Below are 19,893 nucleotides of genomic sequence, written 5' to 3'. Positions count from 1 at the left end.
GCGCAGGTCCGGCTGGAGGGACAGGAGGGGCTCGGTGGCATCCGATGCAATCCAGCTGGAGGGACAGGAGGGGCTCGGTGGCATCCGACGTAATCCGTCTGGCGGAGCAGAAGGGGCTCGGTGGCATCCGACGTAATCCGGCTGGAGGGACAAGAGGGCCCGGTGGCACTCCGTAAATCCGATTGGAGGAATAAAAAAAGGAGTGCCCCGGCGCCTGCACGGCATCCGGAACCTCTCCCGTGAATTGCTTATATGATTGTACGGCTTCCGCGGGGCCGAATATCCGCCAAGCAAACCGCAGCATTCAGCTGATCGAGCTTTGGTTGTGCAGGATATGGTTCATTCTCCATTTTGACGGCGTAACTCCGTAACGCTTCTTGAACTGTGTGGTGAAATACGTGCTGCTGTTGTAGCCCACCTTTTCGGCGATAGTCCGGATGTCCAGGCCCAGGTCGGAGATGAGCAGGTTTTGTGCCTGCTCCAGCCGGATCAGATTGACGAAGTCGGGAAAGCTGCTGCCCACCTCTTCGGTGATCAGTCTGCTGAGATAGGCCGGACTAAGCGAAAGCTTTTCGGCAAGCGTGTTAAGGGACAAGCCGGGATCGCTGTAGTGCTCCCGGATATAACTGACCGCCTCGCCGGCAATGCTGCGCGTCTCAACGGCACTCATCTCGGCGATCCGTTCCAGCGCCGCATAACAGCAGGCTTCGATCCAGCTCTGCAGCTTGCCGTAGCTGCGAAGTTGTCCGATCTTCCGGTATTCCTCAAGCAGCCCGGAATGCCGGGAGTCGGTCTGGATTGCGGCCGTGCGGTTCAGCTCATACGCCAGCTTGGATAAGGCAATTGAAGCCGGCTCCGCGCGGTAACTGCACGCGATCTCAAGCAGCCGCTCCACCGCTTGCGGGATGTGGCCTGCCTGGTCGGGCTGCCTGACCGCCTGCAGCACGGGTTCAAGCGCTTGTTCCGGCACCGGGCCGCTGTTCAAATGAATCGTATCGTCCGCAAAAACGATCGTCTGCTCTCTATGAAATTTAATATACTGCAGCCCGTCCAGCGCCTCATGGTATTTTTCCTTGAGCAGGCCAGGATCGTCTGCTGTTCCGCTGACTCCAAAAGCGAAGCGGCAGGAAGAGGCCGGCAAAGCTGCGGAAATCTCCGCCCATTTGCTCCGGAACAAGGCGTAATCGCCGAAGCTGCCGTTATGCTGCTCGCGCAAGATCAGGACTGCGGCCTCCTGATGCGGACGGAAGACTAGCACTTCAGCAAGGTCGGCAAATACGGTTTGAACCCGTCCGATAACTTCTTCGGCGGTTTCTTCGGCACCCCTTGTGCCGTCCGGTTCCAGCACATGCATGACGCCCACACAATAAGCCCCTTCGGAGGCTCCAATCCGCATCATAGGAGTTTCGGACCCGGACCGCTCCTCCGTACCTTGCGGCGACAGCAGCCAGCGCATCAGCGCGCTGTCGTCGCTTTCTTTTTTCAGCTGTTCCAGCCTGACGCCAATCGTCTCCAGCTCCACATTCACCGCCTCAAAATCACCGCTGCTCTTCAGCGCCGCTTCATTGCCCGACAAATGCGCGATACTGCCGAACAGGCGGCCGATCGGCTGGTAAATCCGCTGCGAAATCAGCTTGGCGCTTACCGCTGCGGCCGCAATGAGAGTCAGGCACAGCCCCACTATGACGTTACGGGCGTAGGAAATATCGCGGATGCTGTCTTTATAAGGCGTCTCCGACAGAAACCACAGTTTATCCGGTTCGGAGTAGATATAGGTAATCAGTTTCGGATCGCCTTCGCCTTTCCAGACAAAGGAGCCTTTTTTCTCCGCGGAGGCGGCTACTTTCTGCAGCATGCCGGGGTCGTAAGGAACGCTGGCTTGGGCGCTGTGCATGAGCACCTTGGCGGCTTCGTTAACAACGGCGTAACGCGCGGATTCGCCTTCTTTTTGCGAAAAAAGGTTGTTCTGGAGTTTGCTCAAATTTACGGTTAATGCTACAGCCCCGCGGTATTCACTGCTGGTAAACGCCCGGTCGTTGTAAAACACCGTCAGCAGCGTCTTGGGAGCGCCATTGTTCAAGGTCGCCTGCCACAGAAACGGGGATTCGATAATCCGGCTGCTCCGCATGCGCGAGAATAGCTCTTGCTTGGAAGCGGGACTAAGCGGCAGATTCTCAAAAATGGCCACAGGCTCGTCCACGCCGAAAATATAAGCATTTTCCATATAAGTGTTGACGACCAGTGCCCCGCGGATTTGGCTCAGCGCACTGTACAGCTGATCGCTCCAGGAGGTATCGCCGCTCATCATCAGCGCGTTGATGTTCGGGTTGGCGTAGAAGTCCATGGTATAGTTCTGGACGATTTCCTTGTAGTTGGTAAAAACGCTTTCAGCATTCAGCAGTACATTTTGGTTCGCCTTGTTCACGTTATCTATCGAGATATTCCGGTATAAGGAAAAAATCGCCACGGCCAGCACGAGGATGCAGCAGACGGAAATCATCGTCAGACTGAGGAAAAAGCGGGTGTATAGGTTCTTTTTCTTTCCCACTGTGTTCGCTCCTTTATGTTCAACCTATTACACACATTTTAGAGGGAGAAGCTGTTCTTGACAACCATGCAGCTTGGCGGTCTGAGCATAAAAGTATAAAAATGAAGAAAAAGAACATAAAAAGTGCAAGAAATTTGAATATGCATGAACTATAATTGGTGGTGCTTACATTCATACGCTGTTTAAGGAGGACTCTTGATTTGAGAACATTCCGCAATCCGATCCTGCCTGGTTTTTATCCCGACCCGTCGTGCATCCGTGTTGGAGAAGACTACTACCTCGTTACGTCCAGCTTTGAATTTTTCCCGGGCGTCCCGATTTTTCACAGCAAAGACCTGGTCAATTGGCGGCAGCTGGGCCATGTGCTGGACCGGCCTTCCCAGCTGAATCTGGATCACACCAACCCGTCCATGGGCATCTGGGCGCCGACTTTGCGTTATCATGACGGCGTTTTCTATATGATCACGACTTTTGTCGACAACGAGAAGCAGCAGCACAACTTCTATGTAACAGCTACCGATCCGGCCGGAGACTGGTCCGACCCCGTCTGGCTGGAGGATGCCCCGGGCATTGACCCATCGCTGTTTTTTGACGACGACGGCAAGGTGTATTATACCGGCAACCGCGTGCCCCCCGAAGGACAAGATTATCCGAAGCACATGGACATCTGGCTCCAGGAGATCGACTTGAAGCAGGGTAAACTGGTCGGGCCGAAGCACAGCATCTGGCAGGGTGCGCTTAAGGTGGCTCATGCGCAGGAAGGGCCCCATGTCTACAAAATCGGCGGCTGGTATTATGTGCTGATCGCCGAAGGCGGAACAGGGCATACGCATGCCATCACTATCGCCCGCAGCCGCAGCGTAACGGGACCTTATGAGGGCCATAAATCCAACCCGATTTTGACGCACCGGCACCTGGGCCGGAATTATCCGATCGTCAACGTCGGACACGGGGAACTGGTGGAGACCCAGCACGGCGACTGGTGGATGGTCTGCCTGGCCTCCCGGACCTGCGGCGGCTATTACCGCAACCTGGGGCGCGAGACCTTCCTGGTGCCGGTGGCCTGGGAGAACGAATGGCCGCTCGTCAATCCGGGCAAAGGCGTGGTGGAGCTGGAAGCGGCTGCACCGGACCTGCCGGAGACGAAATGGCCGGAGCGGCCCGTCCGCGATGACTTTAATGACGGCGAGCTCGCGCCGGTTTGGAACTTCCTGCGGACGCCGCGCGGCGAATTCTGGTCGCTCACGGAACGCCCCGGCTTCCTGCGCCTGCGGCTGAAGCCGGAGCAGATGGCGGAAATCGCGAACCCGTCTTTTGTCGCCAGACGCCAGCAGCACCTCAGCTTCCGCGCGGCGGCGGACATGGCCTTCCTCCCGGGCGCGGAGAATGAAACCGCAGGGCTTGTTTTGATGCAGAACGCGGACTACCACTTCCGGCTCGAACGGGGGATAGCGGAAGGACAGCAGGTGCTCCGGCTGATCGAGCGCCGCGGCGGCGTTGAACAGCAATTGGCTTCGATCCCTTATGCTGAAGACAAAATCCAATTCAAAGTGGAGGCGAGAGGGCAGGCCTACAGCTTTTACTACAGAGCTTCGGAAGCGGGCGGCTGGACGGCGCTGCATGAAGAGGCGGACGGCACACTGCTCAGCACCGACAAAGCCGGAGGTTTCACCGGCGCTTACATCGGTATGTATGCCAGCTCGCAGGGGGCATCCAGCTTTAGCGCAGCGGATTTTGACTGGTTCAGTTACGAAGAACTTCACTAAAAGGAGGATTTGTTTGTGAACGATCATGATCCTGTTAGCCATCCTATGACCAGCAATGCATCCGGCAGCGGTTATCCGCTGCCCGAGCTGCCGGACATTCCGGACCGGACGTTTTCGGTTGAGGAACCCGGAGCGGAGGAAGGCGCGCTCAGCCTGCGGACCGCTGCGATCCAGAACGCGCTGGATGCATGCGCCGCGGCCGGAGGCGGTACCGTGGTCATTCCTCCGGGAATCTGGCGAACCGGCCCCCTGAAGCTGCACAGCCGGATCAACCTGCATGCGGAGCAGGGAGCGCTGGTGCTGTTTGATCCCGAGCCTGCGCTGTATCCCTTGATTGAGTCCCATTATGAAGGGACCGCCGGCTGGCGCTGCCAGGCGCCGCTTGACGGGGAGGGACTTACCGACATCGCCATTACCGGCAAGGGGATTTTTGACGGCAGCGGTCAAGGCTGGCGGCCGGTGAAGCGGTTCAAAACGACGGAGAACCAGTGGAACCGGCTGCTCTCCTCCGGCGGAGCGGTTGAACCGGACGGAGAGATCTGGTGGCCTTCCCGTGAAGCAATGGAAGGCGAAGCGCTGTGCCGGAAGCTGGGAGAAGCAGGGGAAACCCGGATAGAAGCTTATCTGCCGGCCCGCCATTACCTGCGCCCGGCGCTGCTCAGCCTGCGCGGCTGCCGGCGGGTACTGCTGGAGGGCCCCACCTTCCAGAATTCGCCCGCATGGTGTCTTCATCCGAACGGCTGCGAACACGTTACCGTGCGGAACGTTCAGGTCCGCAACCCGTGGTATTCGCAAAACGGCGACGGGCTTGACCTGGAATCGTGTACGCATGCGCTGGTTGAGCGCTGCGGGTTCGACGTGGGCGATGACGCCATCTGCCTAAAATCGGGCAAAGACGAAGAAGGCCGCAGACGCGGCATGCCGTGCCGGTATGTGACGATCCGCGGCTGTACAGTTTATCATGGACATGGCGGGGTAGTCATCGGCAGCGAAATGTCCGGGGGCGTACACGCTGTGAGAGTCACGGACTGTACGTTCATCGGCACGGACATCGGCCTCCGCTTCAAAAGCGCCCGCGGCAGAGGCGGCGTGGTCGAGGATATCGAAATCGATAATATTCGCATGCAGGGCATCGTGCACGAAGCGGTGTCGTTCCATTTGTTTTATGCGGGAGTGGAAGGATCGGAAGGACATGAAGAGCAGCCGGTTCCGGTCAGCGAAGAGACGCCGGAATTCCGCAAAATCACCATCCGGAATGTGGTCTGTCAGGGAGCGAATACCGCGCTGCTCGTGAACGGGCTGCCGGAGCTGCCGGTGTCGGAGCTCACGATCCAGGACTTCGAAGCGGTGAGCGAACAAGGCATTATTCTCCGCTGCGGCCAAGATCTTACGCTGGACGGAATCCGCCTTCAGACCGCGGTCCAACCGGAGGTGACGGCCCGGCAGTGCAGCAATGTGACGCTGAGCCGCTCAGGGGATTTGACTGTCATCCAGACGTGAGAAGGCTGCCTCTGCCTCCGGGGCGGAGGCTTCCGCAACATCACGGGAGTCCGGGCGTACGGGGAAGCCGGCTGGCTCAAAGCCGCCCGGTTCGAAACCGCCCGGTTCACCCGCGCCGGACGGAGAAGCCGACCGGGCCGCTTTGCGGTATTGGAGCGGGGTGAGCCCGGTCATTTTTTTAAAGGTTTTATTAAAGTGGGACAGATGCTCGAACCCGACCGCGGAAGCGATCTCCTGGATTTTGGCGGAGGACTCGGCCAGCAGGCGCTGCGCCTCCCGCACCCGGATATGAAGGATGTATTCCCGGAAGTGAAAGCCCGTCAACCGGTGAAATACCCGGCTTAAATAAGAGGGGCTGATAAAAAACTGCTGGGCCGTCTTCTCCACCGTCAACGTGTCACGATAGTGAGTCCGGAGATAGGTCGCCACTTCGGTCACCAGACGATGGAGCGGCGGATTGGAATTTCCCGCCTGCGAGATGCTCTCCGACCGCTGCAGCAGGATCATCAGCTCGGTGAACAAGGCGACTACGCTTGCTTCATAAAAAGGTCTGCACAGCCGGCATTCTTCCACAATCCGCGACAGCAGCTGTTCTGCCTCATCCTGCTCGCGCAGGGTGAGACTGAACAAGCGGTACCTGCGGCCCTGGTGGAACCAGTTGGACGCATGCCGGAGCCGGGGCGGCAGCAGCTCCGGATCGTAATGAATCAGCATCCGCTCAAATTCGCCCATTTCGGAGCTTGCCGTGGAGTGGATTTCCCCGCGGGGAATCAGGATCAGCTCTCCTTTATGTACGGTAACTACCCGGTCATCCACGAAGTAGACGCGTTCCCCGTCCAGTAGGTAATAGAGTTCAATCCACTCATGGCTGTGCGGACGCGGCATGGCGGTCATTCCCTTGCGTTTCATGTGCTGAATGCTGAACCGTCCGTCTTCGATATGATATTTGGGATTAGGGCTGGTTACGCTGTTCATGGTTCTCCTCTTCTCTAACGCACAATTACAGTCATTATAGAATAAACAAAGTCCCTTATGAAAGGAGCCGCCTTAATGTTAATTACAGTCTCCAAGAAAGACGGCGAAGGTTTCGGCAGTCTGCAGGAAGCGCTAAACTCCATTCCGCCGGACTGCAAGTCAGCGGTCACCATCCGGATCAAACCCGGAATTTATGAGGAAAAAGTAACCGTTGCTCCGGATGCGCCCCCCATTTTGCTATTGGGCGAAGATGCGGACACGACCATCCTGACGTGGTCGGATAATGCCCATACGCTGGGGCCGGACGGCGAGCCGCTTGGCACATTCCGGTCCGGCACGCTGAATGTGCTGGCCGAAGGTTTTACCGCCGAAAATGTGACGATCCGGAACGCTTCGGGTCCGGGCACCGGGCAGGCGGTGGCGGCTTTTGTGGATGCGGGCCAAGCGGTCTTCCGCCGTGTCCGGCTGCTCGGCGATCAGGATACGCTTTATACCGGCAAGGGCAGACAATATTATAACGAATGTTACATTGAAGGCGATGTGGACTATATTTTTGGCGCTGCCACGGCGCTGTTCGACCGGTGCCATCTCCACAACAAACGCTCCAGAGGATACATCACGGCGGCTTCGACGCCGGACGGCGAACCGTTTGGCTATGTGTTTTTGGACTGCCGGATCACCGGCGGGGAAGGCGTAAGCGAAGTGTATCTCGGCCGGCCTTGGCGGCTGCACGCCCATGTCGCATTTATCCGTACCGAGATGGACGCTTCGGTTATCGGCGAGGGCTGGCACAACTGGGGGCAGCCGGACCGGGAGAAGACCAGCCGTTACGAAGAGTACGGAAGCAGCGGTCCTGGAGCAAATGCGGAGGCCAGAGTAGAGTGGTCGCGGCAGCTCACGCCGGAAGAAGCGGCTGGCTACAGAGTGATTACCGTGCTGGGCGGCTGGCATCCGGAGGGCTATTAGGCCGGACTGCCGGAGACGGAAGCGGAAGAGGAAGCCCGTAAGCTGTTCCGAAGAAGTTGATAAATAGACTGAATTATTGAATGACAGGAAAAGGAGATGTTACGAAGGCAATTTGGAGATGGAGGAGCGAATGCGTTTGCCTTTATTTTCGGAGTTCTCCCGCTAACCGGGTCTATCATTCAAGAACTCCGAAAATAACAGCAACCGGAAGTCCCAAATTCGCCGCAGTGGCAGCTCAGTTCCTCCTGCCCTTTTTCAATTCAGTCTATTTAGGAGAAGCTTCCTGAACAAGATCGGACAACACGATAGGAGGAGACAGACGATGCCTGCAACAAAAACCGAAACGGCAGCCTGGTCCCGCAAAACGGCGGAGACGATCCTGCGAGGATGCAACGAACGTGGAGAACATGATTTTATCCTGAAACGGTGGGCCTACGTTCCCGGCATGCTGCTAATGGCGATGCACCGGGCGGGGGTTCAGCTGGAAGAAGCGAAATACACGGATTATATGCGGCGGCATATGGATAGCTTTATTCAGCCGGACGGCTCGATCCGGACTTATGCGCTTGAAGAATACAACCTGGACCAGATTAACCAGGGCAAAAACTTGTTCCCGCTGATCCGGGAAACCGGAGAGACGCGTTATGCGGAAGCGGCACATCTGCTTGCGGCGCAGCTGATCGGTCATCCCCGCACCTCGGAGGGCGGTTTTTGGCATAAAAAAGTGTATCCGTTTCAAATGTGGCTGGACGGCTTGTATATGGCGTCGCCGTTTTTGGCGGAATACGGTGCGGTCTTCTCGCGACCTGAGCTGATTGACGAGGCGGCGCACCAGCTGCTGCTGGTTGAACGCAAAACGCGTGATCCGCGGACGGGCCTGCTGTACCATGGATGGGACGAATCCAAGGAACAGGAATGGGCCGATTCGCTCACCGGGCTGTCCTCCCATTTTTGGAGCCGGGCGATGGGCTGGTATGCGATGGCCGTGGTGGATTGTCTGGACCATTTCCCGGTCACCCATCCGCAGCGGGGAACGATTATCGGTATTTTTCAGCGGATGTGCGGCGCGCTGCTGGAGGTTCAGGACAAGGAAACCGGCTTGTGGTATCAGGTGCTGGACCAGGCGGGACGCAAAGGCAACTATCTGGAGGCTTCGGGCTCCTGCATGTTCGTTTACGCCATGGCCAAAGGGCTGAGACGGCGTTACCTGGAGCCTTCCTTCCGGGACGCCGTGTTCCAAGGCTATGAGGGCATCCTGAATCATCTGGTCAAAGAGGATGAGGAAGGGGTGCATCTGCACGGTATTTGCCACGGCGCCGGACTCAGCAAGGACCGCAACGGTTCTTATGATTATTACATTTCCGAAGAAGTTGTGGCAGACGCGCCGATGGGTGTGGCGCCGTTCCTGCTGGCTTCGCTTGAAATGGAGCAGTTGGGACAATGACGGACGGCCCGAACACCGGTGAGCCGCGTCCGTATGCTTTTAGAAGGTTAAGCTGGCTTACCAGCTTGGACTCTTTCGTGCGGAAAAAGGAACCCGGCGCGGTGAATTGTCCTTTGCGGCGGAGCTGGAGCCGAAGTTTCAGGTGACCCGCGCCAAAGCCGCCAAAGCGCTGTATTATATTTGGGTGCTTATCCATCCGGCCGGGATCGAAAACGATACGCTGTCCCGTTAAACGTTCACAGCCGATCCATTCAATCTTATGCCAACATAAAAGCCCGGTCATTGCGGAAAAACAATGACCGGGCTTAACGCTGTTGTTTGGTGAGCAAATTGTATTAGACTGGAATCGTTGAGTTACCGAGGGCTTTTAAAGAGAGGAATCGTCAGCTTTTAAGAAATAAGTTTTAGACAATTCCATTTAAAGAAGCAGCGGCAGACCAAGACTTGAAAAATAAAGTCATAGACTGGCGGTGTGGTCATTCGACTAACGATTCCCGTTAGCTCAACGACTTTTTCTTCAAAATTTCGATATACTCCATTTCTAAACCCGTTATTTTATTGATGACTTTCTCTTCTATCCCTTCAACCAACGCTTTCCGTGCAAACCGCAAACTATATTTGTCTGCAGTCAATGTTTGACGAAGACTATATTTGTCCTCGAATGATAAGTAATCATCTGCTATTGTGCCATCCAATAAAAATTCCATGTCATAGGTACCAATCAATGTATTAACATAATGTAATCGAAGCGAGCAGAAAATGGCGGCACCTTCACGGTCGTAATATTGCTTAAGGCTAATCGATACCACATCGATAATAATGAAATCCTCATCCAACTTGCCTAAGAACAGATCATGATATTCTCTCTTATCCTCATTTTTCCACTTTCGAAAAGCGTTCCAGAAACCTTCAATTGTTCTTTGAATTGCGTTATTTTCTTGCTCCCAACTAAGAAGAAGTCCATATTCCACCATAACACCACCAATTGGAGTATACATATTACTTTACACTAACGGTAACTATCCACAACACAGCTTTATTAAGCAAATCTGCCCGTTAGCTTAATGAAGCACCATTAGTCTAATGCTTTATTTTCTCAGTCTACAACTTTAATTTTTCTGTCAGCTGTTATCAAGCGGTGAGAATACAGCTTACAAGGATTCAGTTTAAGGAATCCTCTTCATAGGAGACCAGCAGTCCATGCTGACTCGCGGTCTGCAAATCTCGCCAGATCCGGTTCACGGCCGCATCCTCCCGGATGGCGCTCATTCCAAGATAGCCGAACAGGTCTGCGGCGCAGCCTGCCGCGATGCTGGCGGCTTGTTTGCTGAGCCTGCCGACCAGCTGCTGCGTGCTGTCCGGCAGGCTGCCGTCCTGTGCCAGCTCCTCCCAGGATGCCCGTGCGGCATCGTAGAATCGGCTGCGCGCCACTGCCAGACGCTCCTCCATCCGGGTGATCCGCTCTCGGACCCGAGTATACCGCCCCGGAGCGGCAGCTTCCCAGCCCGCTTGGTTCCGTTCGGCCAAAGCCGCCGCTTCCTCCAGAAAATGGCGGCCAAGCCCCAGCGTCATCGCCGCAAACGAAACTTCCGCAAACGGAAGAAACGGATACCGGTAGATGAGCTCTTCCTGATAGCCCGGCTGCTCCTCAAGCGAAAAGGTGTGGCTTGCCGGCACAAAGGCGTCCCGTACCCGGATCGTATGGGATTCCGTAGCTTTAAGGCCAAAAGCGTTCCAGTCCGGCACAATATCCACTTGGTCCGGCCGGAAAATAAAGGAGCGGATCGGGGATTGTTCATCCGCTTCGCCTGACGCTCCGGTTATCCGGCAGTTGGCGGTAAACAGGGTCGCGTAGGTCGAGCCGCTGCAGTATTTCCACTCGCCGCTAACGTAGTAGCCGCCATCGGCCGGTCTGGCGATCCCGGTCGGAGCGCCGCTTCCCGCCACAACGGCATTCGCAGGCGAGAACTGCTCGCGCGCCGTCTCCGTCTGCATATACGCTGTAAACATGCCGCCGCCCGAGCCGATGGTGACGAGCCAACCCAAATTACCGTCCAAGGCCGCTGCCTGTTCAAAGATTTCCAGCGCTTCCGGCAGCGGGGTCATCCGGCCGCCAAGCTCCTCCGGCACGAACAGCTTAAACCAGCCCTGCTCATAGATGTACTGCAGCAGCGCAGGGTCCGGCCGGCGGGATTGATCCATTTCCTTTGAGACGGTTTCGGGCATTTGTTCCGTAATCATAGCTTAGTCCTCCTTTGAGTGGTGGATGTGCTCATCCTTCGGGTACTGTGCCGCATCCTTCAGATACTGTGCTGCATGCTGCATCCTTCGCATACGGCAGGCCTCCGCTGCAGCGCGGAGACGAAACAGCCAAAGAGCTGACCTGGAGCCTCGCCGTCAGTATAAAATTGATGCAGACACAGTGGGAGCAGTGCACAGGGCAAACTCCGCATTAACCGTGCAAGGGCTAAAGAAAAGGCCCCGTTCATGCCGGGGCCGTACTGCGTTATTCACAAGCTACGCCGTCACCGTCGCGGTCCAGCTTGGGGGCGTATCCAGGTTCGCCTCTATACAGCGGGGCGGCGCCGGCATCCCGGGCGGCAGTACAATTTTTGTACGTTACGCTGGACTTCGGCTTGGACGTGGCCTTTGGCTTGGCGGTAGCTTTTGGCTTCGCTGTTGCTTTTGGCTTGGCAGTTGCTTTTGGTTTGGCGGTTGCTTTCGGTTTCGCTGTCGCCTTCGGTTTCGCTGTCGCAGCAGGTTTTGCCGTTGCCTTCGGCTTTGCCGCGGTTTTGGCTTCGGCGGCAGCGTAGTCTTCCAGGCTCCAAATGCCCAGCTTCTGCTTCTGGGCCTTCTTCTGGATTTCGCGGAATTCATCGACATACTTCACGTTGGGCTGATACACCACGACGCGGGCGTACCCTTTTTGCAGAAGCTGCTTGTTCAGCATCTGATCACCGATGTAGACATAAGCGAGCAGACGGCCGTATTTGTCGCGCTCCGCCACGTCGAATTCCAGCTTCACCGTTTGGCCTTTCAGCACCTTGGCGGTGTACTCGCTCGCTTCGGGACCGAAGGGCTGCACGGGTTTGCTCGGGTGTTTAGTCTCCGGCGTGTCGACCAGCAGCAGGCGCACCTTCTCTTTTGAACCGTCTGGAAGCTGAGCGGTAAACGTATCTCCGTCCGTTACGGACACGACTTTGGCTTCCAGGGTTTTTCCGGCGGCAACCGCTGCGCTTTTGACAGCCGACACGGTGCCAGCCGCGTGAAGCGGGGCGGGGAGGATCGGAGAGGCCAGCAGAGCGGCGCCGATCACCATACAAGTAATTCTTTTAAACATGCATCAGGACTCCTTCTAGGCTGTATAAACTATAACTTTTACCGGGCAGGGTTCGAAAACCCCAAAGCAGGGGTTGGCAGTAGTGAAATGTTTCGCCTACAGCAGCGCTGCACCAAGGGAAGAGCCGTACTCGGGACAAGTCATTTTCAATTCTAGCAGATGCGGCGGCGTTTTACTTCAATTTTAAGTATAAATTTTGGAAATTGCCATCGGAAAAGAAAATGCCGCTGCGGTGACTCACGGTTTAGCTTTTTTGAGACGTGCTCCAACTCCCGGTGCAGCAGGGAAGGGAGCTGGCAATCGCATGCCCATGTTGCCAATCCCTATCCCCAGCCAATTTCCAGCAGTGCGCACAGTCTATCCCCAGTCCAGCTCTCAGCACCGGCGCACAGCCTATCCGCAACCCTGCTCCCAGCAGCGGCGTTCAGTCTACCCCCAGCCCAGCTCCCGGCACCGGCGCACAGCCTGGGTCCGGGATTTTACCTGCAGCTTGCCGTAGATGCGGTTCAGATGGATTTTGACCGTGCCGACTGTGATGGACAGGGTGTCCGCTATTTCCTGGTTGGTCAGCCCCTGCATGACACAGTGCATAATTTCTGTTTCTTTGGGTGTAAGCCCGACAGCCAGTCCCCGAGAAGCAGCCGCTATACCCGGCGTTCCCCCAGACAGCACCCCGCTGCCGGTACCATTAGGGAGTACCCCGCTACCGGTACCAAGCACCTCTCTACCAGTACCATTAGGGAGTACCCCGCTACCGGTACCACGCACCCCATTACCGGAACCTCCAGAAAGCCCTCCAAAACCAGAACTTCCCCCGTGAAAAGCTCCCTGACCTGCCGCTTCCGCATCCAAACGTTCCTGCTCTTCAAGCAGACCAAGCAGCCGCCGCGCATAAGCAGCAATGGCTGTATCCTGCTCTCCGTCCGGCGTCCCAAACCGGCCCAGGTACAGCCGGAGAAGTCCTGAAATCTCCCCGCCCTCGTCCAAAAAGGTGCGGACATAGCCGTTCGGCGCGCCAAGCGCCAGCGCTTCGTCCAGCCTCCGGCAGGCTTCCTCCGGGCGGTCCGCCCGGTAATGCACCCAGGCTTGCAGCAGGACGGCTTCCACCCGGCCCGACAGCTCCCGCTCCCGGATGCTGAGCCGTTCCAGTTCCTCCAGCAGCTCCAGCGCCCGCCGGTCCCGGCCGCCCAGCGCAAGCAGCCGGGAGGCGGCCAGAAACGGGAGGAACTTGTCCAGTGTAGGCCGGCCTTCGTCCGGCAGGCCGATTCGGGCGAGCGTCAGCTCTGCCTGACGGGTGCGTCCTTCCCTAAGCTCGATGTAAGCTCTGAAGGCAAAAAGGTTACCCCGCCAGTGGGTTTCCTGCCAGCTCTCCACCGCATGCAGCGCTTCGTCCACATGCGCATGCGCAGCAGCGTACCGCCGCGCGGCCAGCCGGATTTTTGCCTGCATGAGTAGGCTTGGCACCAGCAGCCCGGCTGTGGCGCTCCGCCGCCCGCTTGCCTCCGCACGCTTCAGCAGGGCTTCCGCTTCCTCCAGCCGGTTCCATTCATAGTAGCCTTCGCCAAGCGACTGGATGACGTAGCTGTTCATCAGCGATTCGCGCCAGCCGTGCGCTTCCAGCACCTGCACAATGCCTTGCCCCACTTTGTCCGTATCTTCGTTCAGTACGCCTTTGAGGCCAAAGGCCGTCCGGCGGACGTAAGGTTCGGTGGTATTATAATTGAAGCCAAAAAACAGCGGAATTTCCGGCAAATCGGCGGCAAGCTGTTCCGTTTCCTTCAGCCAGTCCTTGTACCGTCCTGTATTGACCAGCATATTGCCTTTTACAAAAAACAGTGCGCTGCTCCAGCGCTTCCGTTCCTCGCCGGGCGCCATGTTATCCAGCTCTGCCTCGAACCGCTCCAAAACACGGGCGGCCGCATCCTGCTGTCCGGCAGCCGACAATGTGAAAGCGTACAGCAAAGCGAGCAGGTGCGGCAGCGGATGTTTCCCGTCCAGCGCGCCGGCGAGCCGAAGCAGCGTACCCGTCTCGCCCCGCGCAAGGAACGCCGGCAGATGCTCTATCAGCAGCCGCACCGCCAAATCATACTCTCCTGCTGCCAGGTAGTGTTCCGCCGCCTCGTCCGCAATCCCCCGCCCGGCAAGCGCTTTCCCCGCAATCCGCCGCAGCCGCCGGATTTCGTCCGGCCGGTCAAGCGCCGCTTGGACACGTAAAAAATCCAGGAATAAATGATGGTATCGAAACCATCCGCCTTCATCGCCTATGGGAATCAGAAACAAGTTCATCCGCCGCAGGACGTCCAGCATGCGGCCTCCGCCGCCGCGGCCGGTCAGTTGGTCGCACAGGTCCGCATCCATCCGGTTCAATACGCAGGTGTCCAGCATAAAGCGGCGCATCTCTTCAGACAGCCCGGCAAATACCTCGTTCAAAAGATAGTCGGCGATCCGGTGGCGGGCACCGCCAAATCCGCTGATGAGCCGCTCCGGATCGACGCCTCGCGCGAGTGTAAGCGCAGCAAGCTGCAGTCCGGCCGGCCAGCCTTCGGTAAGGCGGAACAGCTTGCCAATCTGCGTGCCGGTCAGGTCCGCTTCGGCCTGCTTATAGTAATCGGCCGCTTCTTCACGCGTGAAGAGCAGCGTCTCCGGCTCTACCAGCTGCAGCAGACCGCGAAGCTCCCATTTGACGGACGGCAGCGGAAGCTCCGACCGGCTCAGCAAAAAGAGATGCAGCCGGGGATCCGCATTTTCCACAAAATAAATAAACGGCTCGTAGACGGCGGGCTCCTGGATAAGGTGCATATCGTCAAGCACCAGCACCGTCTCTCCCGGAATCTGTGCCAGCTCAGTCAGAAGCACGTCGATCAGGGTATAAACCGAGCCGTGCGGAATATTGTGCAGCAGGGGTGACATTCGCCGCATCAGCCCCGGAAGGCGCGCTGCTTCCAGCGCGTAGAGGAGGTAACTCCAGAACCGGACCGGATCGTTATCCGGCTCGTCGAGCTGGACCCAGGCGGCATCCGGAACGCGGGAACGGGTCCACTGGGCAACCGCGGTCGTCTTGCCGAAGCCGGCGGGCCCTGTAATCACGGTCAGGCGGCATTTCCGCCCAAGGTCAAGCCTGCGCAGCAGCCGTTCCCGGGGCTGATCCTGCCCGGAGCGTAAGGGGACGCCTATTTTGGTGCGCAGTAAATGGGTGGCGGTCAAATTTCAGCACTCCTTTAAAGCGGACATAACACTGCAGAGTTTCCTGCCGCGTTTTTTTACTATTATAACTTATGTTGGGAATGGTTCGGCCCCTGAGCATGAAATCACTCTCTAAAATCTCCGCAATTTTAAATAATAAGGAACAAAAACTGCGATGCGTTTTTTACTGCTGATCGGATTTAGCCGCTGTATCCCCCGGGAAGACGCAAATTTGGCAGTCCGCAAACCGTTGTGCCTTCCTTGCGACCCATTACGCCCAGGGACCCGGGTGAGAAGACGGGGCATGGAGCGGTGTTTATGGATATTTTAGGTAAAAAAACTCAAAAAAGTAGGCGAATAGGCACGAAACACCCCAGGATCGTTAGATCAGTTAAGGAAATGGTAGGGCAAAAGGTCCCGAATCGGATCATCGAATTTCAAATTTGAAATATGGAAGAGAAAGGGACGGGTAGAGACGGATAGCAGTTCTTTTCATTTCTTTCCGGTTTTTTTGGGCGGCGTGTCCTAAATAAAAACTCTTTTTATGTAGAATATGCGCGTTGAAGACCAAGGAACTAATTTTTGCTATTCGACAAAAGCAGTGGTCCTTCGACAGGATTTCTTAGTTTCTGAACAGAGAATTTAGTTTAATATATTTTTGTGATTTTCAATTTTCCAGTATTTCTCATTGTTTATTGTAAATTTATAGCGAGGCCGGATGGGCGGCCGGCCGGTGAACCGGGAAACAATTCATCTACATAGAAGACCTGCCGTTCTAATACATATTACTTAACTTACCTATCTTACTTATTGCTCTTACTTATTGCTCTTACTTATTGCTCTTACTTATTGCTCTTACTTATTGCTTCTTAGCTTATTGCTTCTTAACTTATTGCTGCCGTAAAGTTATCGCGGCCCGTTTTTGGGATGACAGGCTTATGTTTTGCCCGTCAGTGTCCCGGTGACAGGCAGCATGCTCCGCGGCTGCGGATGGACTTACCGAAAGGCTTTGCTGCCCGAACCCCTTGGTCCGGGCTGCAGGGTGCATACATAAGGAGGACCCCGTGAGATTGTTATTGGTTGCCGGCGGTTACGGCGCTGTCGCAAGACGGCTGCTGGAGAAACCGTCCGTCTTTGTGAATGACGCCGAGCTGAATCTTGGCGAAGCAGCAGCATACATACAGCAGGCCTCTCCGGATGTGAACGCCGTACTGGTCACGGATGACGCGCTGTCCGTGTCGTCCGTCCAGGACAGGCGGGACATGGAGGCGCTTCTGCAGCTGACAACCGGGTTGGCTGCACCGGTTTCCGTTCTGGTCCTGACCCGGGATTCCTGGAAGAGAAAAGAATGGGAAGGGTTAACCGCCAGGTTCCCGCAACTGCGCATCGTGTTATGCGAATACATACGAATTTCCCCGGCCCAGCTGAACGCCGCGGTTCGCGGAGCGGATGCCCATCCGGCGGCAAGACCCGCGAACCGGGGGGTATCCCTGCCGGAGAATCCCGCACGGCCGGCAAGCCAGACGCCGCCTCATACCGGCGGTTCCGGGCGGGAGACCCGGGAGCCAAAGAAAAGCTCGTTCCTCGACCGCTTTCGTTCGAAGCCGAAGGAGCGCCAGGCGCCCGAGCCAACCGATCCGCTAACCCGGGAAATGAACCGGATCAGCCGGGGCATCAGCCGCGTCGTTGCTGTCACCGGGCACCGGGGCAGCGGGATGACGAGCACCGCGGTCAACGTGGCAAGCGAAGCCGGAAGGCGGGGGCTCAGTGCCCTGATTGTCGATCTCGACATTGATTACCGCAGCACGAATATGTATTTCAGCAGCTTCCATGAGCGCACCAAGCGGGATGAGGAAATTAACGCCTCGCTGATCCGCACGCTCGCCCGGCCTCAGGACTACGCGTCCACCGCTTTTTCGCTGAAAGAAAACGTATGGCTGACGGCGCTTGGCTACGGCTTTGAGGACCGCAGGCTGATCGGCCAGTTCGTCAACGAAGGTAAGCTGATCGGACTCTTGTCGCTGCTGCGAAACCGGTTTAACTTGATCATTCTTGATATTCCGCTGGATCTCTTGCGGGATTATCCGGAGATGATGATTCACATCGACTGCTTTGGACTGTGTGTCCCCAACGATCTGTATTCGGTCATCAGCACGCTGCGGAATGTCGAAAACAGTCTGGACCGGGAACGGGCGGCTTACTTGAACGCCAAGTCGAAGCTGATTGTCACGAAATACAACGACCGGTCCCGCTTCCAAGGCGAGGTGTTTACGCCGGATGCTGTCAGCCGGGTGCTGACATCGGGACTGCTCGACAGCTTTACCTATGAGATGAAAGTCGCGGGTCCGGTCGCGTACAGCAGCGATTTTGACTCGCAGATCGAGTCCGATGTGCCTCTTGTATACACCAGCGCGAACTACGAACGGGCCTATGGGAACATACTGCTTAGACTACTGGAGGGAACGGGTTAAATGGACTTGAGCAGCCTGAAAAATGCGTCTCCGAACAGACAATTGTTCAAACGGGGCGCGGCTTTGCTCTTTAGCTTGACGATCATCGTGGTGTCCTACTTCATGATCACCAAAGCAAGCGAGGATGCAAGCGATGTGGTGACGGTGCTGCGGGTGAAGCCCAGCGAAGGCATCCCCGCCTACGTCGAATTAAACGAAGACATGATCGAGAAATACAATCTCATCCGCAAGGAATTTACGGAAGATATGGTGCGCGCGGATGATTTGGAATACGTGAAGGGCAAACTGACGGCCAATTTTTTGCGTAAGGATACCGTGCTCTATAAAGACCAGCTGATTGACGAGAAACCGCAGCGCAACGAGTGGCTGTATCAGGTGGACGACAAAAACGAGGTGCTGACGCTCCCTTACAATTTCCTGGAAGTGGGCGGGGACATTCTGATGCCGGGCGACCGCGTCCGGATCCGGGTGTCGTACGAAGTGGAGGAAGCGCCGGCTGCTGCGGCCGGGGGCAATCCCAACGCGATTTACTCCCAGTCGGTTAACTCGGTCAAGAAGACAGAGGTGCTGTTCGACAGCATCATCGTCAAGGATATGCTGAACGCCAACAGCCATTCGATTTATGAAGTCTACAAAGAAGTTCAGAAGCTGGACGAGAACAAAAAGCAGGAAGTCATGAAAAGCAAGGAGTTCCTGAAGAGCATTCAGCCGAAGGCGCTGCTCCTGGAAGGAACCAGCGAACAGATCAACAACTTCGCCAAGTACAAGGGTCTGGACGGGAACTCGTTCCTGATCACCATCTTAAGCCGGAAGAGCAGCGATGTGATCGTCGATCAGCTTCCCACCTTGCAGAAAGAGGTAGAGTCGTGGATCGGAAACGAAGAATAGGGTTTGACAGTATTTTTCAAAAAATATCATCCAAGGATCTGGTCGGCGCGGAAATGCAGGAGAACGCCTTGATCTACAGTGTGGTGGGATTCGTCCCGGCCTGCGATTTCGTCGACAATGCGATGCTGATCAGCAACCTGGCGTACCTGATCGCCCAGAAAGGCCTGAACACCTGCGTGCTTGATCTGAAGGTGTTTTACCCGAACCTGTACCAGCATCTGGACGCGGCGCCGCCGAAGAAAGGCAGCGGGCTGATCAAGGTGCTCAAAAGCGACAAGGTCGATTTCCGGGATGAACTGATCGAGACGAAATACGAGCGGCTGTACCTGCTGTCTCCCAGCCCCCAGGATTTGATGGAGGAGTACTTCGATTTCGAATTTGAGCATCTGGAGCGCGTCATCGACACGCTGAAGACGATGTTTGATATCGTGCTGATCGACATTCCGAACAACCCGCCGCTGGAGTTCTGCCTGGGAGCGATGAAATACTGCCACATCGGATTTTTTACGGCGGCAGAGCGGATGGAAGCAACGGTCAACATGATGAAGCTGCTGGATTTTGCCCAGTCGGTCGGAATCAGCACCGCAAAGTTTATGAGTGTCGTGATGATGAACCTCCAGAACCTGGAGTTCGATTACAAGGTGATGCGGGAGATGGGCTTCCAGATTGCGGCGGCGCTCCCGCTGGTCAAAGAAGCTACCGTCCGCGCGCATGAAGGACAGCTGTACATTAAAGACAATCCAATCGTCAACAAACACTTCAAAAAAGACATTCAAAGACTGGCCGACCGCCTGGCGGACCAATAAGGGGTG

General features: G+C 56.3%; 14 protein-coding genes. 8 read left to right on the top strand and 6 right to left on the bottom strand.

The window, feature by feature from the left end:
• Window positions 1–304: 304 nt before the first annotated feature.
• Complete coding sequence (locus ACE6ED_RS23645) at window positions 305–2,548, bottom strand: AraC family transcriptional regulator (protein ID WP_410829895.1); 2,244 nt, start codon at window positions 2,546–2,548, stop codon at window positions 305–307.
• Between the two features lie 200 nt (window positions 2,549–2,748).
• Between ACE6ED_RS23645 and ACE6ED_RS23640 the strand changes: the two genes are divergently transcribed.
• Window positions 2,749–4,314 carry a glycoside hydrolase family 43 protein gene (locus tag ACE6ED_RS23640; RefSeq protein WP_410829894.1) on the top strand — a complete coding sequence of 522 codons (1,566 nt, stop codon included), beginning with the start codon at window positions 2,749–2,751 and terminating at the stop codon, window positions 4,312–4,314.
• Window positions 4,315–4,329: 15 nt separating this feature from the next.
• Window positions 4,330–5,814 carry a glycoside hydrolase family 28 protein gene (locus tag ACE6ED_RS23635; RefSeq protein ID WP_410829893.1) on the top strand — a complete coding sequence of 495 codons (1,485 nt, stop codon included), beginning with the start codon at window positions 4,330–4,332 and terminating at the stop codon, window positions 5,812–5,814.
• Here the strand turns inward: ACE6ED_RS23635 and ACE6ED_RS23630 are convergent.
• Window positions 5,785–6,789, bottom strand: a complete 1,005-nt coding sequence (locus ACE6ED_RS23630) for a helix-turn-helix domain-containing protein (RefSeq protein WP_410829892.1) — start codon at window positions 6,787–6,789, stop codon at window positions 5,785–5,787. The genes ACE6ED_RS23635 and ACE6ED_RS23630 overlap by 30 nt on opposite strands.
• Window positions 6,790–6,864: 75 nt before the next feature.
• Between ACE6ED_RS23630 and ACE6ED_RS23625 the strand changes: the two genes are divergently transcribed.
• The 3 genes from ACE6ED_RS23625 (at window position 6,865) to ACE6ED_RS23615 (ending at window position 9,431) form a co-directional block, all read left to right on the top strand.
• Window positions 6,865–7,755, top strand: a complete 891-nt coding sequence (locus ACE6ED_RS23625) for a pectinesterase family protein (protein ID WP_410829891.1) — start codon at window positions 6,865–6,867, stop codon at window positions 7,753–7,755.
• A 322-nt stretch (window positions 7,756–8,077) separates the two neighbouring features.
• The gene (locus ACE6ED_RS23620) at window positions 8,078–9,199 is read left to right on the top strand and encodes a glycoside hydrolase family 88/105 protein (protein WP_410829890.1); all 1,122 of its coding nucleotides are present in this window, start codon (window positions 8,078–8,080) and stop codon (window positions 9,197–9,199) included.
• A 106-nt stretch (window positions 9,200–9,305) separates the two neighbouring features.
• Window positions 9,306–9,431, top strand: coding sequence for a hypothetical protein (locus ACE6ED_RS23615; RefSeq protein ID WP_410829889.1), 126 nt, complete (start codon window positions 9,306–9,308; stop codon window positions 9,429–9,431).
• A gap of 265 nt (window positions 9,432–9,696) precedes the next feature.
• Here ACE6ED_RS23615 and ACE6ED_RS23610 read toward each other — a convergent pair whose 3' ends face one another.
• The 4 genes from ACE6ED_RS23610 to ACE6ED_RS23595 all read right to left on the bottom strand — a co-directional run bounded on the left by ACE6ED_RS23610 (window position 9,697) and on the right by ACE6ED_RS23595 (window position 15,743).
• Window positions 9,697–10,197, bottom strand: a complete 501-nt coding sequence (locus ACE6ED_RS23610; RefSeq protein ID WP_410829888.1) for a hypothetical protein — start codon at window positions 10,195–10,197, stop codon at window positions 9,697–9,699.
• Between the two features lie 163 nt (window positions 10,198–10,360).
• Entirely contained in the window at window positions 10,361–11,440 is a 1,080-nt protein-coding gene (locus ACE6ED_RS23605; protein WP_410829887.1) for an acyl-CoA dehydrogenase family protein, read from the bottom strand.
• Between the two features lie 265 nt (window positions 11,441–11,705).
• The gene (locus ACE6ED_RS23600) at window positions 11,706–12,539 is read right to left on the bottom strand and encodes a thermonuclease family protein (RefSeq protein ID WP_410829886.1); all 834 of its coding nucleotides are present in this window, start codon (window positions 12,537–12,539) and stop codon (window positions 11,706–11,708) included.
• A 429-nt stretch (window positions 12,540–12,968) separates the two neighbouring features.
• Window positions 12,969–15,743 (bottom strand): helix-turn-helix transcriptional regulator, encoded by a 2,775-nt coding sequence (locus tag ACE6ED_RS23595; RefSeq protein WP_410829885.1) that lies wholly within the window; start codon window positions 15,741–15,743, stop codon window positions 12,969–12,971.
• A gap of 1,043 nt (window positions 15,744–16,786) precedes the next feature.
• Here ACE6ED_RS23595 and ACE6ED_RS23590 point away from each other — a divergent pair.
• The 3 genes from ACE6ED_RS23590 to ACE6ED_RS23580 are packed head-to-tail and all read left to right on the top strand — an operon-like array spanning window position 16,787 to window position 19,887.
• Window positions 16,787–18,193, top strand: a complete 1,407-nt coding sequence (locus ACE6ED_RS23590) for a hypothetical protein (RefSeq protein WP_410829884.1) — start codon at window positions 16,787–16,789, stop codon at window positions 18,191–18,193.
• A complete protein-coding gene (locus ACE6ED_RS23585; RefSeq protein WP_410829883.1) occupies window positions 18,194–19,081 on the top strand; it encodes a CpaB family protein in 888 nt (295 codons plus the stop codon).
• Complete coding sequence (locus ACE6ED_RS23580; protein WP_410829882.1) at window positions 19,060–19,887, top strand: hypothetical protein; 828 nt, start codon at window positions 19,060–19,062, stop codon at window positions 19,885–19,887. The genes ACE6ED_RS23585 and ACE6ED_RS23580 overlap by 22 nt, the downstream gene beginning before the upstream one ends.
• Window positions 19,888–19,893 lie beyond the last annotated feature (6 nt).

The organism is Paenibacillus nanchangensis, from assembly GCF_046543445.1.
Taxonomy (GTDB): domain Bacteria; phylum Bacillota; class Bacilli; order Paenibacillales; family Paenibacillaceae; genus Paenibacillus_AQ; species Paenibacillus_AQ nanchangensis.
This window is presented reverse-complemented; position numbering and strand designations above follow the sequence as displayed.